This window comes from Bacillus sp. AFS073361, assembly GCF_002567005.1.
GTDB lineage: Bacteria > Bacillota > Bacilli > Bacillales > Cytobacillaceae > Neobacillus.
Map to the genome: position 1 here is coordinate 1 of NZ_NUZU01000029.1, position 17,571 is coordinate 17,571.

Annotated in this window: 17 protein-coding genes and 2 riboswitches; of the genes, 16 read left to right on the forward strand and 1 reads right to left on the reverse strand. The window is 40.2% G+C overall.

The features are described from left to right. The 3 genes from COJ96_RS13555 to COJ96_RS29230 all read left to right on the forward strand — a co-directional run. Positions 1-447, forward strand: a 447-nt coding sequence (locus tag COJ96_RS13555; RefSeq protein ID WP_218936512.1) for an HNH endonuclease signature motif containing protein, incomplete at its 5' end; no start/stop codon positions are given. Positions 448-1,144: 697 nt separating this feature from the next. After that, positions 1,145-2,371 (forward strand): group II intron reverse transcriptase/maturase, encoded by a 1,227-nt coding sequence (ltrA, locus tag COJ96_RS13560; protein ID WP_257148516.1) that lies wholly within the window; start codon positions 1,145-1,147, stop codon positions 2,369-2,371. Positions 2,372-2,518: 147 nt separating this feature from the next. Beyond that, positions 2,519-2,911: an HNH endonuclease gene (locus COJ96_RS29230; RefSeq protein WP_257148517.1), complete on the forward strand. Its 393-nt coding sequence runs from the start codon at positions 2,519-2,521 to the stop codon at positions 2,909-2,911. Positions 2,912-3,113: 202 nt separating this feature from the next. Here the strand turns inward: COJ96_RS29230 and COJ96_RS13565 are convergent, their stop codons facing one another. Continuing rightward, positions 3,114-4,451 carry a hypothetical protein gene (locus COJ96_RS13565; RefSeq protein ID WP_180230114.1) on the reverse strand — a complete coding sequence of 446 codons (1,338 nt, stop codon included), beginning with the start codon at positions 4,449-4,451 and terminating at the stop codon, positions 3,114-3,116. A 453-nt stretch (positions 4,452-4,904) separates the two neighbouring features. Beyond that, positions 4,905-5,094: riboswitch (cobalamin riboswitch) on the forward strand. A 154-nt stretch (positions 5,095-5,248) separates the two neighbouring features. Between COJ96_RS13565 and COJ96_RS13570 the strand changes: the two genes are divergently transcribed. From COJ96_RS13570 to COJ96_RS13630, 13 genes are all read left to right on the forward strand, one after another. Then, a complete protein-coding gene (locus COJ96_RS13570; protein ID WP_098574103.1) occupies positions 5,249-6,049 on the forward strand; it encodes a HoxN/HupN/NixA family nickel/cobalt transporter in 801 nt (266 codons plus the stop codon). Between the two features lie 219 nt (positions 6,050-6,268). Then, positions 6,269-6,446: riboswitch (cobalamin riboswitch) on the forward strand. 140 nt (positions 6,447-6,586) lie between these two features. Then, positions 6,587-8,209 carry a precorrin-3B C(17)-methyltransferase gene (cobJ, locus tag COJ96_RS13575; protein ID WP_098574105.1) on the forward strand — a complete coding sequence of 541 codons (1,623 nt, stop codon included), beginning with the start codon at positions 6,587-6,589 and terminating at the stop codon, positions 8,207-8,209. Between the two features lie 9 nt (positions 8,210-8,218). After that, the gene (gene cobK / locus COJ96_RS13580; RefSeq protein ID WP_098574107.1) at positions 8,219-8,995 is read left to right on the forward strand and encodes a precorrin-6A reductase; all 777 of its coding nucleotides are present in this window, start codon (positions 8,219-8,221) and stop codon (positions 8,993-8,995) included. Further along, positions 8,976-9,650, forward strand: a complete 675-nt coding sequence (locus COJ96_RS13585) for a precorrin-8X methylmutase (protein ID WP_098574109.1) — start codon at positions 8,976-8,978, stop codon at positions 9,648-9,650. Before cobK ends, COJ96_RS13585 begins: the two co-directional genes overlap by 20 nt. Then, positions 9,625-10,761, forward strand: a complete 1,137-nt coding sequence (locus tag COJ96_RS13590) for a cobalt-precorrin-5B (C(1))-methyltransferase (protein ID WP_098574111.1) — start codon at positions 9,625-9,627, stop codon at positions 10,759-10,761. The genes COJ96_RS13585 and COJ96_RS13590 overlap by 26 nt, the downstream gene beginning before the upstream one ends. Further along, positions 10,736-11,932: a precorrin-6y C5,15-methyltransferase (decarboxylating) subunit CbiE gene (gene cbiE / locus COJ96_RS13595; RefSeq protein ID WP_098574198.1), complete on the forward strand. Its 1,197-nt coding sequence runs from the start codon at positions 10,736-10,738 to the stop codon at positions 11,930-11,932. The genes COJ96_RS13590 and cbiE overlap by 26 nt, the downstream gene beginning before the upstream one ends. After that, the gene (gene cobI, locus COJ96_RS13600; protein ID WP_098574113.1) at positions 11,929-12,633 is read left to right on the forward strand and encodes a precorrin-2 C(20)-methyltransferase; all 705 of its coding nucleotides are present in this window, start codon (positions 11,929-11,931) and stop codon (positions 12,631-12,633) included. The genes cbiE and cobI overlap by 4 nt, the downstream gene beginning before the upstream one ends. Then, positions 12,633-13,415, forward strand: coding sequence for a precorrin-4 C(11)-methyltransferase (cobM, locus tag COJ96_RS13605; protein ID WP_098574115.1), 783 nt, complete (start codon positions 12,633-12,635; stop codon positions 13,413-13,415). The genes cobI and cobM overlap by 1 nt, the downstream gene beginning before the upstream one ends. Then, positions 13,408-14,544, forward strand: coding sequence for a cobalt-precorrin 5A hydrolase (locus tag COJ96_RS13610; protein WP_098574117.1), 1,137 nt, complete (start codon positions 13,408-13,410; stop codon positions 14,542-14,544). Before cobM ends, COJ96_RS13610 begins: the two co-directional genes overlap by 8 nt. After that, positions 14,541-15,926, forward strand: coding sequence for a cobyrinic acid a,c-diamide synthase CobB (locus tag COJ96_RS13615; protein ID WP_098574119.1), 1,386 nt, complete (start codon positions 14,541-14,543; stop codon positions 15,924-15,926). The genes COJ96_RS13610 and COJ96_RS13615 overlap by 4 nt, the downstream gene beginning before the upstream one ends. Further along, positions 15,895-16,263 carry a precorrin-2 dehydrogenase/sirohydrochlorin ferrochelatase family protein gene (locus COJ96_RS13620; RefSeq protein ID WP_257148518.1) on the forward strand — a complete coding sequence of 123 codons (369 nt, stop codon included), beginning with the start codon at positions 15,895-15,897 and terminating at the stop codon, positions 16,261-16,263. Before COJ96_RS13615 ends, COJ96_RS13620 begins: the two co-directional genes overlap by 32 nt. Next, on the forward strand, positions 16,260-17,021 hold the full coding sequence (gene cobA / locus COJ96_RS13625; protein ID WP_098574121.1) for a uroporphyrinogen-III C-methyltransferase: 762 nt from the start codon (positions 16,260-16,262) through the stop codon (positions 17,019-17,021). The genes COJ96_RS13620 and cobA overlap by 4 nt, the downstream gene beginning before the upstream one ends. Continuing rightward, positions 17,015-17,569, forward strand: a complete 555-nt coding sequence (locus COJ96_RS13630; RefSeq protein ID WP_098574123.1) for a nitroreductase family protein — start codon at positions 17,015-17,017, stop codon at positions 17,567-17,569. The genes cobA and COJ96_RS13630 overlap by 7 nt, the downstream gene beginning before the upstream one ends. Positions 17,570-17,571 lie beyond the last annotated feature (2 nt).

Here is a 17,571-nt window from a genome sequence, read left to right on the forward strand (position 1 = left end):
TGTTTGAATACGGGCTTACAAAAGACACTTGGATTCTCCCAAGTAATATGTAACTTTACTGCCGAAGGTAGAGCAAAGATTCATAATAGCCTCAAGGCTATTGATAAAAATACGCTTTCTTACATCATGAGAAATTACATTCCAAACAGATCCATTGAATATAACGACAATAGAATCAGTAAATTTATAGCCCAGTATGGTAAGTGTGCCATATTAGGAGAAGAGTTAGGGATACATGAATGGCATTGTCATCACATAAACCCTTATTATCTTTCGAAAGACGATAGTTATTCAAATTTGATTATTGTTCATAAAGCAATTCATCAATTAATTCATCTAAAAGATAATGTCAAAATAGAAACTCTTTTACAATCTTTAAAGCTTACTAGTAAGCAGAAAGAAAAAATAAATGAGCTACGATTAAAATGTCTAAATGAAATAATCTAACTTTGGAAAAACAGCACTCGTCTGCTTAATACATAGAACGAATAAATTGGATTAGTTGGAACGCCGTATGATTCGAAAGTTTCACGTACGGTGTGAACAGGGGGGTGCGACAAGAAGCAACTTCTTCCGCACAAAGTCAGTGTCTCTTCGAGACTATCTAAGTTGCATAGGATATTCCCTTCCGAAACTGCATTATGAGTAATCGTTATGTGGGTTGCAAGAGGAGATGCCAAACCAAATGCTAGTGTCTAAGCAGATGGAGGCTAGGGAAAGAGTAGTACGGTTAACGATAAGTGAACCTTTATAAGCATCGTCACCACAGTCGTTAGGTAAGACACAGGTATACTAGCGTTTTATAGGTAGGGAAAGTATTATCCCCTTAAATACTTTCAATGCAACCCACAGACCTATCGGTGTATTGGAGGAACCTAACCTACTCGCATCTGACAGAAGTTGAACTTGATAAGTCCAATTGGGGTCCTAAAACTTAGGTAAGCTTAGCGTAAGCGATGCCCAATTCCCCAAGGGGATATAGGAGATTGGAAAAAGCAAATGCCAACAAGTCGAAAGACAACAGGAATCGGAAATAACTGGGTGGATAATGTCATTTTACATAACCCGAAAGGGTGCAGAATTCCAATAGGTGTGCAACATGGGATAAAGCGTTAAAGAACAATTCAAAGGATGGTAAAAGTCGATGAATACTTCAATTAAGAAGTCCGCATTACCAGACATTACTGACTGGGATAATATTAATTGGATAAACATTAGTCAGTATGTAGAGAAATTCCAACAACGAATATACCATGCCGAACGTTTTGGAAAAATCCGCAAAGTAAGGGAAATGCAAAGGCTACTAATGAGAAGCCAAGCCGCATTACTGCTCTCAGTTCGCAGAGTTACCCAAATTAACAAAGGGAAACGTACAGCGGGAGTTGATGGATATAAAGCCTTAACTCCGTATGAGAGAATAGAACTCTACTATAATATGAAGGATATGGACATTTTTCGTCATAGACCTAAGCCAACTTATCGGACATATATCGAAAAAAAGAACGGTAAACTTAGACCATTAGGGATACCAACCATAAAAGATAGAGTCTATCAAAATATTGCTAAATTAGCACTTGAACCACAGTGGGAAGCCAAATTTGAACCAACAACATATGGGTTCAGACCAAAAAGGAATTGTCACGATGCAATTGAAAGAATCTTCAATACTATTGGAAACAAAAAGCAATGGATTTTCGAAGGGGACTTCAAAGGTTGTTTCGATAACCTAAATCACGACTATATCCTTGAACAAATAAAGGGCTTCCCAGCCTTTAATGTAGTAGACAAGTGGTTAAAAGCAGGCTTTGTGGACAACACGGTATTTCATATATCAGAAAATGGCACCCCGCAAGGGGGGATTATCTCACCTCTTCTAGCTAATATTGCATTACATGGTTTAGAAAGTCTGCTCAATATTAGTTATAGAGAAGAAAAGAGAAAAACTAAGCTATATTTTGTTAATCAGACTAAGTATGCAGTGGCAAAGTATGCAGATGACTTCGTCATCATGTGTGAATCTGAGGCAGAGGCTAACAATTTATATAACAAGCTAAAACCCTATCTAGTAAAAAGAGGTTTAGAGTTAGCATTTGAAAAGACAAAAGTAACTCATATCGAAAATGGGTTTGATTTCTTAGGTTTTAATATAAGAAAATACAAAACTCACAATGGGAGCAAAGTTCTTATCAAACCTTCTAAGGATAGCATCAGAGTTACTAAAAAGAAAATAACCGATAAAACAAGACAATTCTATGGAAAAAATGTACAAGTTCTTGTCAGTACCCTAAATCCAATAATTATAGGTACGGCAAATTATTGGAGTCCAAGTGTCGCCAAAGAAGTGTTTTCCGAAATGGATTCTCATATTTGAAAAATACAATATAAGTTTCTAAGAAGGCTGCACCCGAAAAAGAGTGGGCGATGGATTAGTCAGAAGTATTACAAACCTGACAAAACTGGTCAAAGTAAGAATAATTGGATACTAACTGATCCAATAACCAATAACCAACTCAAAAGGATGTCATGGACACCAATTGTAAGGCATGTACAAATCAAATATGACTACAGTCCTTTTAACAAAAACCTCAAAGGATACTTTGAGAAACGTGATATTAAAGAGTTCGATAAAAATAATGTGGCTTATAGGCAGAAGTTAGCTAAGAAGCAAAAAAACAAATGTCCGCTATGCAGCCATTCAATAACAGATGGTGCTGAAGGATTAGAAACACATCACAAAATCCCTAGAGTTAAAGGCGGAAGTAATGAATATAAAAATCTAGAATTAGTCCACATTTCTTGTCACCTGGAATACCATAAGGTATTCCCTGCAAAGGGAGAAACTCCAAATGACATTCAACTTAGAAGCATTAAGAGATATATCAAAGGAAAGAAATTATCAGGACTAATCTAGCTAAAACTTGGATAAAGGCATGCTTGAGCCGTATGTTGGGAAACTAACACGTACGGTTCTTAGGGGGGACGGTGACTGAGAGGTTGCCCTCCTACCCGACAAAAGGGAGCGATTACTTCAAACCCTTACCTATCTGTATTAAGAAGGAATCTACTAACAAGGGAAGGAAACTAAGCATTTCTCCACTAAATTGTACATTAGCTTATAAGTAATTAAGAAGATTAATGATCACAATTCCTAGCATGCAAACGATAAGCAAATAGGACCCATTGTCTTTTAATCCGACACCAATACTGGATTTTTTCACCAAAGTGCTGACCAAAAGATTGATTGGATTTACGGGACTCAATACGGAGGAAGCAGACCAAGCAATCATTATGACCATCGCGAGAATTTCTTTGGACGTGCCAATCATCTCCGGATCCATTTGGGTAGCCAAGACAGTCACCACAACCAACTGATGGATCCCTACAAACGTCACACAAATCATGGTGATGAGAATAAATAAAGCAAAAAGTAAGAAAGATTTCTGCGCGACATGAGTCATGAAAACATTAATCCCCTGTCCAAAGACGGTACCTTTGAGTGATTGTCCGAAGAATCCGGCACTAATATACATGATAATTTCATTATTCATGATGGGAACGGCTTTGTCCCGGTAATCCACAAAATGATGCTTCAACGAATCCCACTGTTTAGAAAATAGCCCCCAGATGCCGGGAAAAAGAATCGATAACAGGCTGACGATGACAAGCATCGACCAATGAGTGATGGATTCTGTTGCTATCGTTACGACCATGATGGAAAGGATCATATAGACCAAAATCTTTATCTTTTTACGGTGGTCCGGCGTAATGACTTCCCGATGACCCCCTTCTACATCGAGATTATGTTTTTTTGCCCAGACCCCAAACATGAAATTGCCGATCAATAAAAATAAAACAGCAAAACCAACTCCATAAGACATATAGTCTTTAACAGAAACGTGCAGATACAATAAAGTGACACCTACTGCAGCGTAATAGGGTGACCATAAAATGGTCGTAGAAAATCCGATAAGGTATGCTTTGGACAGAAAAGTGGGCTTCAAACGCAACCCCTTTATTAATTCATCAATAATGCGAATAGCCCCGATATTCAATATAGGACCGAGAAAAAACAGAACGGTTGTAATCCCCATAAACATTTTCCGAGGATGGTTTTGGTATCGATTAAGATACAGCAAGATAGAGTCAAAAAAACCACCCATTTTCAGCGGTATCGATAATAAAGGCACAAGCACTAGGAGGGTAAGCAAAGAAAGGTTGGATGTAATCCCTTCGGCAGCTGCACCGATTCCTTGCCCTTTCGCGTAGGTTAATGCGAGACCGGCAGCAAACATAAGAACACTAAAGAATCGCGGGACCTTCTTTGCCAGCGGTACACTAGCCAGAAAAGCAAGGGTTGCCATAATCGCCAAAATATATTGGAATGTCTGAAAATGAACAAAATATTGGACCAAAAATAAAAGACACATTCCCAGTATAAAGTTACTTCTCAATGAAGGATCCTCTCCCTTTAAAATGGATTGTTCATTTTCTAATGGTATATTGTATACAATTTGTGAATTTACATTTATTATAAAGAGTGGTCTATTTTCCGTCAATGCGAAATAAAATTTTCACCTCTTTGCTATTTGAAACCATTTCTGTTCATTTAAATTGATTTTTGTCATTCCTTTATCTCCTTTTAATTCATTTGAAATACCATTTAATTATGCTGATTTTTAGTAAGAATTTCTCATATGAAGCGTAAAAGTATTTTGTGAAATACTCTTAAAGGGATTATTGACAGGGTTTTCGAAATCGAAACGGAGAGCCTCATCAACTATCTGGGCAGGCATGTTGAACAAGAAAAATTTTCCATTTTTGGATAATGTAACTTCATATAAATACATTAGAAAAAATTTAGATGGTAGATGTTAAAGATTACAAGTATAATAAAGTTAGAACATTAAATTATAAGCAAACTAGGTGCCCGTGTGAAAACATGGGGTAACAGGGAATCGGGTGAAAATCCCGAGTGGTCCCGCCACTGTAATTGAGGAGCTTTCTATCATTGTGTCACTCAACTATGTAGTTGGGGAAGACGATAGAGCGTGATGATTCAAAAGCCAGGAGACCTACCTAGGTTGTAACACCAAAACAGCCTTCGCGGAAAGGAGAGGTGTACGAAGATGAAACGACAATTGTATTCTGCCAGTTTGTCGTCTATTTGCACGTACCCATAAATCCTCAATCTGTCAAAGGTTGAGGATTTTTTATGTTGTATTTTGTTTATAAAGGGGAGGAATTTTTAATGGAAACTGTATCACTGTTTTTACTTGTTTTTGTATTGGGACTTCGACATGGGTTAGATGCGGATCATCTTGCCTTTATTGATGGACAAACCCGTTATAACTGGAGAATGGGAAGTCCATTTGCACGTTGGGTTGGTACGTTATTTTCATTTGGTCATGGAGGAATGGTAGCGTTGACGGCGGGGATTTTGGGAATGGTGATAAAGAATTTTTCATTCCCAGCTTATTTTGATAATTTTGCATCATGGGTATCCATTATTTCTTTATTCCTCATTGGCACTTTAAATACTTACAATCTGTTACGCACTAAAAATAATAAGGAAGAATTTCAACTTAGTGGATTAAAGGGAAAGTTTATTCCGAAAGTTGCGAAGGGAACAACAAATCCCTTTCTTATCATTTTAGTAGGGGCTTTGTTTGCCTTAGCTGCAGAAACGGTAAGTCAAACAGCTGTCTGGTCCATGGCAGCAAGTAACTCTGGTAAATACACACCTTTATTTTTAGGATTAGTTTTTATGTTTGGCATGATGATTACAGATACAATTGATTCCATGATTGTTTATAAAATGGTGAATCAGTCCAGCAAAATCGGTCAAGCTGCGTCAAGACTAATGGGTTGGGTGATTGTCTTCTTAGCATACGGAGTTTCCTTCTATCTGGCATTTACTTTCTTTAACCCTTGGGCAGAACTAGATTTCGAAATCGTGGGAATCATTCTTTTCATTTTCTTAGTCACTTCATTTATTTTTATAAGCTTTCGCTCTAAGAGACAAATACATGAAATAAATACTACGAATTAATTAAAAACGCTCTGACAATTTTATTGTGTCAGAGCTCTTTTTTTTACCTATCAATTCTATTGTCTACACATTATGTAGATCATCTGAGTAATCCGGTTTTATCGATGGATAATTTTTTAAAAGCACTATTTCAACCTAAGAAGGAGATTATATTAAATTTTCAAAAAAAAAAATAGTATGTTAACTTTCGAGATTATATGGTATAGTTATAAAAAAATTTAATAAATACTTTAAATAAGTGCTCACTATTGTGAGGTAAAAGGGAAACTAGTGAAAGTCTAGTACAGCCCCCGCTACTGTAAGAGCTGATGAAATTACAATGCCACTGAGAAATTGGGAAGGTGTAAGAGTAAAAAGAAGCTTAAGTCAGGAAACCTGCTTATTTAAACGACACTTGCTTTTCGGAGGGAGAAGTATAGGCGGGACAATGATACCTATTGTTTTTTGTGTTTCAGTATGCTTTTTTTATACTGCCATTTCACATGCCTGTATTCCTTTTAAAAGGAGTGCAGGCATTTTTTATTTGGAGGTAAGTTTATGAAAAAGGGAAAAATTTTTGTTGTTGGCTTTGGTCCCGGTGATCGTGAGCATATTACAAATCGAGCTGTAGTTGCATTGCAGCAAAGTGATTGTATTATTGGCTATAAAACATACGTGGAGCTAATTGAACCTTTTGTGACAGCAAAATCCATTGTCAGTACGGGAATGACAGAAGAAGTGTCACGTGCACAGGATGCAGTTAAGAAAGCTGAAGCAGGCCATATTGTCTCAGTCATTTCCAGCGGAGATTCAGGCGTTTATGGTATGGCTGGATTAGTGTATGAAGTGCTGATTGAAAAGGGGTGGACTGAAAAAGAAGGAATTGCAGTAGAAATTGTTCCAGGTATTTCAGCCATTAATTCTTGTGCGAGTTTATTGGGTGCGCCAGTCATGCATGATTCCTGCACGATCAGTCTAAGTGATCATTTGACGCCTTGGACTGTAATAGAAAAGCGTATTGAAGCAGCTGCGATGGCGGATTTCGTTATAGCTTTATATAATCCGAAAAGCGGTAGACGGACACGCCAAATTGTAGAGGCGCAAAATATTCTATTAAAATATCGTTCGCCTGAAACACCGGTGGGACTTGTGAAAAGTGCTTATCGTGAAAATCAAAATGTAGTGCTGACAACACTGGCTGAAATGCTTGAACATGATATCGGAATGCTGACAACGGTTATTATCGGGAATTCTTCTACTTTCTTTTATAACAATAAAATCATTACCCCTCGAGGTTATCAGCGTAAATATACGTTAGGTGAAGAAAAGCAAAGCTTAAAACCACATCAGCGTTTGAAAAAGGAAGCCGAACCATGGGCATTAAATCAAGAAACAGGGGAAGCGCAAGCCGGTTATGAGCAAATTGAAAGAAAAAAACAGGAAGTAAGCTCAGTAGATTTGGCCTTAAAGGCTTTATTTATGGTGTCAAAATCGGAAATAGAACATCCGAATTTGGTTCACCAGCCGATCGAAAATATATTTGAATTTGCAGTTTCACCTGGTGTTGCTAATAAATTTATTAAGCCAGATCAAATGCGCTTATTGGCAGAAACCATTGGCGAGACAGGCACCATGGAATATACACCAGACCATCGTTTTTTACTTAAGATTCCAACAGACCAGCCTGAATCGATTGTTGAAAAACTTGAACAAAATCATTTAATTGTCATGCCTGTGGGCGATGTATTAAATTTAAAAGCTTGTGATTTTTGCTACGGTGAAAAAGCAGAATCGATTCCATACGCAGAAGAAATAGCAGCAAAATTAGGGGGCTTAAAGCTTCCAAAAGAATTACATATTGGTTTCAACGGCTGTGGTATGGCCTGTTATCGGGCAGTATTCGATGATATCGGGATCGTTTACCGCAAGAAAAAATTTGATTTATTCATTGGCGCAAAGCCGGTTGGCCGTACAGCCCATGCAGCACAGCCAGCAGCAGAAGGAATTGAACCAGATCAGCTGCTGCCGTTATTAACGAAAATTATAGAAGAGTACAAACAAAATGCTCATCCAAACGAACGCCTTTTTAAATATTTTAAAAGAGTGAAAAAAATTCAGTATTTTAACTATCAGGATATGAGCTCAAAAATTGAAGTCGAGCCGGCACCATGTGGAGATTAGGAGGAAGACATGATTTTATTTTTAGCAGGCACAAGTGATGCGAGAGCATTAGCCATTCAATTGCAAAATCAAGGCTATCCTTTATTAGCAACAGTTGTCACAGTATCTGCAGCCGAAAGTTTAAATGCCCACAATATTCCTTATCAAGTCGGGCGGTTATCAGTTGATGACATGATGGCGCTAATTCAGAAGCAAAAGATGACCTGTGTCATCGATGCCAGCCATCCATATGCGGAAGAAGCGTCGAAAACCGCAATGGCAGCAGCACAAGCATGTGATATTCCCTATATTCGTTATGAAAGGCCAGAAGAACAGTTTATTTCTCCACTAATAACAGAAGTTGAAAGTTATGAAGAAGCAGCAAAATTAGCTCAATCTCATAAAGGGACGATCATGCTGACAACAGGCAGCAAAACGTTGGAGATATTCACCAAATATTTAATACGTGATGAAATCCGGCTTATTTGCAGAATGCTTCCAAATATAGGGAACATGGAAAAGTGCAATAGTTTAGGTATCAGACAAAAGGACATTATTGCGATCCAGGGACCATTTTCGGAATCTTTAAATAAAGCACTATGTGAGCAATATAATGTGACTCTAATGATTACAAAAGAAAGTGGCAAAGTAGGCTCTGTAGATGAAAAAATGACAGCTGCTCTGCAATTAGGGATTCCTGTAATTTTAATTAAGCGGCCAGCGATAGAATATGAAAATTTTGGTACTTCTTTCGAAGAAGTAACTCAACTATTGGGAGGTTTTATTCATGGCAAACATGAACTTTAATACAAAATTTATTCCTGTAACGGTCGATCCAGACAAGATTTATGATCACAGTTTCGCCATTATAAAAGAAGAAATGGGCGAACATTTATTTACAGATGAACAATGGCTAGTTGTTCGGCGGGTGATTCATGCTTCAGCAGATTTTGAGTTAGGCCGCAGCATGATTTTTACACCTGATGCCATTGAGGCAGGGATTCAATCCATTTTAGCGGGCCGTCATGTAGTGGCGGATGTACAAATGATTGAAAGTGGTTCAGGTCGGAAACGATTCCAAAAGCATGGCGGGGACTTGCATTGTTATATTGCGGATGAGGATGTCTCAAAGGAAGCAAAGGCTCAAGGAACAACACGGGCTATTATTTCCATGCAAAAAGCAACGCGTTTACATGAAGGAGGAATTTATGCCATTGGCAATGCGCCAACCGCGCTGCTGGAGTTAATTCGTTTAATAAAAGACGGTGTGGCAAAACCGGATTTAATTATTGGAATGCCAGTCGGCTTTGTATCAGCAGCAGAGTCGAAAGCGGAGTTAGCAGTGCTGGAAGGGATTCCATTTATTACGAACGCAGGGAGAAAGGGTGGCAGTACAGTGACGGTCGCTGCACTTAATGCCATTTCGATTATGGCGGATGAACGAGCAAAAGAAACGAAATAAAAAAGATCCTTCACAAATGCGCCACGGCTACACGACAGGAGCTTGTGCAACAGCGATGACAAAGGCAGCACTGCAAGCTCTTGTCGTGGGAAAGGTACCAGATGAAGTCACGATTTATTTACCCGTTGGACAGTATGCAACATTTAAAGTAACCGCATTTGAAGTGTCAGATAGCAGAGTAATGTGTGAAACGATTAAAGATGCCGGTGACGACCCTGATGCTACGCATCAAGCACGAATTCAGAGTACCGTTTGTTATTCCAAAGAAAAAGGCATCCATTTAGATGGCGGGGTTGGTGTAGGGCGTGTGACAAAAGCGGGACTACCAGTACCAGTGGGTCAAGCAGCGATAAACCCTGTACCGCGTAAAATGATATGTGGTGTTGTACAAGAAGCAATTGAAAAATATAAATTGGATTGTGGAATTGAAGTGGTCATTTCCGTACCAGATGGTGAAGAAATTGCTGAAAAAACATTGAATGGGCGTTTAGGCATTATAGGCGGAATTTCGATATTAGGCACACGAGGAACAGTTGTTCCGTTTTCAAGTTCTGCTTATATGGCAAGTATCGTACAAGCGATCAATGTAGCAAAAGAATCAGGATGTGATCATTTAGTCATTACAACGGGTGGACGCAGTGAAAAATATGCTATGCAGCAGTATCCTCATTTACCAGAAGAAGCATTTATTGAAATGGGCGATTTTGTCGGTTTTACGTTAAAAAATATTGCGCGAAAGAAGATTCCGAGAGTCTCATTGGTAGGGATGATGGGGAAGTTCTCAAAAGTTGCCCAAGGCGTTATGATGGTTCACTCAAAAAGCGCACCGATAAGCTTTGAGTTTTTAGCAGGCATTGCCAATAAAGTGGGTGTTGATGAGGGGGCACAGCGAGAAATTTTACAGGCGAATACAGCTTCACAGGTTGGTGAAATGCTTCAGGGAAACGAGGCATTCTTTGCAGCACTTTGCAAAAACTGCTGCTACTATGCACTGAATCATATGGATACTGACATGAAAGTATCGACAACATTGTATGCCATGAATGGAGACTGTTTAGGAAAGGCTGAGAACATTGACAAATTGGATGAAGATGATTGGTATAGGGGATAATGGCGCGGAAGGATTGCTCCCCCAATATGCTGAGTGGATCAATGAATGTGATGTGCTTGTAGGCGGGGAGCGTCATTTGAAATTTTTCCCGGAGTATAAAAAAGAGAAAAGAGTAATCAAAGGTGGTTTGTCAGCGTTAATGGCTGAATTACAGCAAGAAACGCGGAATGCCGTTATTTTAGTGTCTGGTGACCCACTGTTTTATGGACTTGGCAGTTTACTTGCGAAGAAGCTTTCATTAGAGATTTATCCTTATACCAGCTCGGTACAGCTTGCTTTTTCTAAAATGCAGGAAAGCTGGCAGGATGCGTATATTGTCAGCTTGCACGGCCGTTCTATTAAAGGGTTTGCGCAAAGAATTGATGGACGTAAAAAAATTGCTATTTTAACTGATGAAACGAATTCTCCGCAGGCAATTGCAAAGTATTTAAAGCAATTCGGCATGACAGAATATGATGCCTTCGTTGCTGAAAATCTACAAGGTGAAAACGAGCGCTGCCGTTGTTTCACATTGGACGAAATGGAGCAAACCTCCTTTTTTCCATTGAATGTTGTGATTTTAAAACAGCGTAAGGTAGTGGAACGTTCTTCTCTTGGAATTCCTGATGAGGCATTTCTTCAGCGAAAGCCAGATAAAGGATTGATTACGAAAAGAGAAATTCGGACACTTTGTCTGCAAGAGTTAGGGATTAAGGAAAATAGCATTGTTTGGGATATAGGAACCTGCACAGGTTCAGTTGCGATTGAAGCAGCTAAAATGGCTCGGGAAGGTGCAGTGTATGCCATTGAAAAAAATGATGCTGACCTTGAAAACTGCCTGGAAAATCAATTAAAACATCGTACAGATTTTGTTGCAGTGCTGGGGAAGGCACCTGACCGTCTGGATGAATTTCCAGATCCACATGCGATTTTTATTGGCGGTAACGGTGGGAATATGGAGCATTTATTGCAAACATGTATTTCACGCTTACAGCCAAATGGACGCCTTGTTATGAATATTGCAACGATCGAAAATCTGGCAGAAGCGCTGCAGCATCTAAAACTATTAGGCTGTGAAGTATCGATATTACAGGCACAAATTTCAAAAAGTAAGCCAATCTTAAATTTAACACGTTTTGAACCGTTAAATCCAATATATATTGTGACAGCAAAGAAAGGAAAAGAATCATGAAAATGGGAACCTTATTTGGATTAGGTGTCGGGCCGGGAGATCCAGAATTAATCACAGTAAAAGCATTTCGAAGATTGCAGGAAAGCCCCGTCATTGCTTATCCCAAAAAATTAAAGGGCAGTAAATCTTATGCCCATCGTATTGTGGAAGTGTATATTAACCCGGCAGAAAAAGAGATGCTTGGTTTAGTTTTCCCCATGACTAAAGATGAAGATACACTAAGAACTGAGTGGACAAAATCTGTGGAAGCTATTTATAGCTATTTAGCTCAAGGAAAAGATGTAGCTTTTGTGACTGAAGGGGATCCGATGCTGTTTAGCACATTTATACATTTAATGAATTTAATGAAATCGATGTACCCTGATGTTCCGATTGAAACGGTAGCAGGCATTTCGTCGTTTAATGGTTCTGTTAATCGCTTAGGGATTGCATTAGCTGATGGTGATGACCATGTCGCTATGATTCCTGCTACGGAGGACATTGAAGAAATGCGCCGAGTAATTGAAAACCACGATGCAATTGTCTTTATCAAAGTAGCAAAAGTTTTAGACGCAATGCTCGATCTATTAGAGGAAATGAATTTATTAGAAAATGCCCATGTTGTTACAAAAGTTACCTCTGATGAAGAGGTCATTTGGAAGATTAATGAACTACGGGGTGCAGAATTAAATTACTTGTCATGTATGGTGGTGCGCAAATAATGAAGAAAATTTGGATTATCGGAGCAGGTCCGGGCGATCCGGATTTAATCACGGTGAAAGGTTTAAAGCTATTAAAAGATGCGGATGTTGTGATGTATACTGATTCACTCGTAAGCGAAACGTTAGTGGCGGAGGCGAAGGAGTCGGCAGAAATTATCCGCACAGCAGGGATGCATCTTCAAGAAATGGTAGATTGTATTGTCGAGCGTGTCGATGCAGGCAAAAAGGTTGTACGTTTACATACAGGCGACCCGGCGATGTACGGGGCAACGATGGAGCAAGTGGCTCTATTGAAGCAGCATGAGATTAGCTATGAAGTGGTGCCAGGTGTAAGTTCTGTTTTTGCATCTGCAGCCGCTGTTGGTGCAGAACTGACCATTCCTGATCTTAGCCAAACGCTTATTTTAACACGGGCTGAAGGGCGTACACCTGTGCCAGAGCGTGAAAAATTACAGGCACTGGCAAGCCATCACTGTACGATTGCCATGTTTTTAAGTGCGACATTAACAAAGAAAATTATAAAGGAATTGCAGGCAGCGGGATGGGCAGACGATACACCAGTTGCGGTTGTACAGCGTGCTTCGTGGCCAGACCAAAAAATTGTCCGAACAACACTGGCTGAATTAAATGAAGCAATGCGTGTCAATGGCATTCGTAAGCATGCAATGATTCTAGCTGGCTGGGCATTAGACCCGCATATCCATGAAAAAAATTATCGTTCGAAGCTTTATGACAAAACCTTTACTCACGGCTTCCGCAAAGGTGTGAAGGGGAATGATTAGTTTACGTGAAGGGGAAATTCCTGTAATCGAAAAACGCAAACCATATGCTCTTGTTGCCATTACAAAACATGGGGTGGCCCATGCAAGAAGCTACACGGAAAAATTCCCATATGCGGATCTATATTATATGAAGAAATTCGAACAGGGGGACGAAGAGGCGCGCCAAATTCAGTTATTTGATGGTACGGTTCGCCTATTATTGCCCGCTTTGTTCCAGCAGTATAAAGGAATTATTTGCATTATTTCCCTTGGTGCTGTTGTTCGCATGATTGCTCCGCTTTTAATTGATAAAAAGAAAGATCCTGCCGTGTTAGTGGTGGATGATAAAGGCCAGTATGTCGTCAGCGTTTTATCAGGTCATATTGGCGGTGCCAATGCCTTAACCCATGAGTTTGCCCATGCGATTGGCGCTTCACCTGTTGTCACAACCGCGTCTGATGTTCAAAAAACGATTCCCGTGGATTTATTTGGCGCCCAATTTGGGTGGATGTGGGAAAGTGAAGAAAAATTAACACCTGTTAGTGCATCGGTTGTCAATGAAGAGCATGTTGCGATCGTGCAGGAAACGGGCGAAAAAAATTGGTGGATGTACGATCGCTCGATGCCGGACAATTTAAAAATTTATCCAACAATAGAGGAAGCGATCATGGCAAAGCCACAAGCGGCACTGCTTATTACAGATCGCTTAATTGAGGCACATGAAGAGGTCTTGCTCGAGAACGGAGTGATGTATCGCCCAAAATCAATTGTACTTGGCATTGGGTGTAATCGTGGTACATCAATGACAGAAATGGAACAAGTTATAGATGAAACATTAGCGGAGCTTCGTTTAAGTAAAAAAAGTGTCAAAGCAGTTGCGACCATCGATTTAAAGAAAAACGAAACAGGTCTGCTTGAATTAACTGCTAAATATAACTGGCCGTTTGTAACTTACACACCTGACCAGCTAAATGAAATACCGATGCAAAACCCATCGGAAACAGTCTTTAAATTTACAGGGGCATATGGAGTAAGTGAGCCGGCTGCATTGCGCTATGCGAATGCGAAAGAGTTACTGCTGGAGAAAAAGAAAAGCGGAAATGTGACGATATCCATCGCACGTGTCAACTTTGAGGAGGATGTACGATGAATCGATTTGTTCTAGCCGGCACAGGAAGCGGTGTTGGAAAAACAACATTCACGATCGGCATCATGCGTACGCTTATGAAGCGTGGATTAACAGTCCAGGGCTTTAAATGCGGACCGGACTATATTGACCCAACGTATCATACAGCTGTCACAAAACGCCCTTCTCGGAATATTGATAGTTTCATGATGTCCCATGATACTGTCCGTGCCATTGTCGCAAGAGCGAGCCAAGATGCAGATGCAGCGATTATTGAAGGGGTGATGGGCTTTTATGATGGTAAATCGCCATTATCAAATGAAGGATCTGCTGCACATATTAGTGCGATTACAAAAAGTCCCGTCATTTTAATTGTCAATGCAGCAAGTATGGCAAGAAGTGCGGCTGCGATTGTCAAAGGATTTCAACTGTTAGATGAACATTCAAATATTGTTGGTGTTATTGCCAATCAATTAGGAAGTAAAAGCCATTTTGAAATTGTCAAAGCAGCGATTGAACAAGAATGTGGAATTCCCGTCATTGGTTATTTGCCAAAAGGAGCTGTCCCAATGATGCCAAGCCGTCATCTGGGTTTAGTACCAGCCATTGAACGTGGTGATTTAGATTCCTATTTTGATAGTCTTGCAGAAGCAATCGAAGAAACAGTGGATATTGAACAACTGCTGGAAATTACAAAAACACAACCATTGGACGTTGCTGAATCTATCTTTGATGCACAGCCGCAAAAACAAGAAGTACATATTGCCGTTGCAAAGGATGCCGCCTTTAACTTCTATTATGAAGAAAATCTAGAATTACTCCGTACATATGGTGCCACATTGCATTACTTCTCTCCATTACAAAATGAGGAAGTTCCAGAAAAAGCGCAGGGGCTGTATATCGGCGGCGGTTTCCCGGAAGAGTTTGCTAAAAGCTTGGCGAAAAATGAGGAAACGAAGCAATCAATAAGAGCCGCGATTATGCGAGGATTACCAACATTAGCGGAATGCGGCGGTTTTATGTATTTAACAGAGGAAATTAGGAATCGTCAAGGACAGGTATTTCCGATGCTCGGGATCATTCCAGGACGTGTGCGGATGCAAGATAAATTAGCAGCACTAGGATACCGGGAAATTACAGGTGTTCCAGGTAACTTTCTAATCAATGAAGAGGAGCAGGCAAAAGGTCATGAGTTCCATTACTCAACGTATGAGGGGGAGCATACATCTCCGGCTTATGTTAGTAAAGGCCGTTTTCGTGCTCAGCAGGAAGGTTATCTACATAAAAATATTGTTGCTGGTTATACACACTTTCATTTTGCTTCGAATCCACAGCTTGTGGAAAATTGGCTGACAGCATGTTTGGAGGTAAACAATGGATTATTTCCCACTATTAATGAATATTGACTACAAAAAGGTTGTTATTGTTGGGGGCGGACATGTAGCACGTCAAAAGGCGGAAGCGCTGCTGCCAACAAAGGCGCTAGTGACAGTAATAAGCCCAGCAGTAACTGAGAAATTGCAGCATTACATCAATGAAGGGCTTGTAACATGGAAAGAAAAAGCATTTGAACCTGCTGATTTAGATGATGCAGCACTGATTTTCGCTGTTACAAATGACGAAGAGGTAAATAATGCAGTGGAAGAAGCGGCACAGCATTGGCAATTACTCAGCCGTGCGGATGCAAAAGGACGTGTTGATTTCATCAATCCAGCAGTCGTTCGCCGTGGTGATTTCGTATGAGCGGATTTGTATATATTGTAGGAGCTGGTCCTGGTGACCCAAAACTATTGACGATTCGCGGGCTTGAGTGCATTCAGCAAGCAGATGTGATTTTATATGACCGACTGGTGAATGCTGAATTATTAAAACATGCGAAAGCAGACGCCGAGCTGATTTATTGTGGAAAAGAACCAGGCAGGCATGGACTGATTCAAGATGAAATTCATCGTGTGCTAGTGGAACAAGCCAATCTTGGCAAGCAGGTTCTTCGCTTAAAAGGCGGTGACCCATTTGTCTTTGGACGTGGTGCAGAAGAAGCCGCGATGTTACGGCAATCCGATATTCCGTTTGAAATCGTGCCTGGTATTACAGCCGGGATTGCCGCGCCTGCTTATGCAGGGATTCCTGTGACACATCGTGATCATGCTGCAAGCTTTGCGATTGTTACAGGTCATGGCCGCCCAGAAAAGGAGCAGGACTTTTTAAATTGGTCCGCGCTTGCTCAAATTGATACGGTCGCCTTTTATATGAGCATAGGCAATATCGCGCATATATCGAAAAGCCTAATAACCTATGGCAAAAGTGAAACAACCCCTGTTGCCGTCATTGAATGGGGCACAACTAAAAATCAGCGTACGATTACTGGCAATCTCTCCACGATTGCACAAGATATTCAAATCCATCGTATCACTAATCCAGCCATGATTTTAGTTGGCGATGTGGTTAGTGTAAGGGATCAAATTTCCTGGTTTATAGAAAAGGAGCATGAATTATGTTAGATGCCTTAAAAAAGCGCCGTGCGATTCGCCAATTTGAAACGCGCGAAGTGGAACGTGACAAAATTGAGACGTTATTAGAAGCGGCAACGTTTGCCCCAAATGACCGTATGCGGGAGCCCTGGCATTTCTATGTATTACAGGGCGACAGCTTAAAACGTTATGAGCAGGTGGCACTGGATTATTTACAAAAACGTTTCCCAACAAAACCACATTTAGTGGAAAGTTCAATGGAGGCCATCACAAAAACACCACTTGTCATAGTGGTGACATCTGCCATTGTTGAAGGAGATGAAGGCGCAACAAAAGATAATACCTTTGCAGTCAGCGGTGCGATTATGTCGATGTGGTTAATGGCCGAACAGCTGGGTTTAGGCATGGTCTGGCGTACACGCGGTGTTGGCTTAGTGCATGATACAGCATTAAATGATTTTATTGGTGCATCGGATGGAGAGCAATTAGTAGGGACGTTATGCATTGGTTACCCTGCAGAAGAAATCTCTTCCGCGAAAAAGCGTACACCATTTGCAGAAAAAACAACGTGGCTATAGGG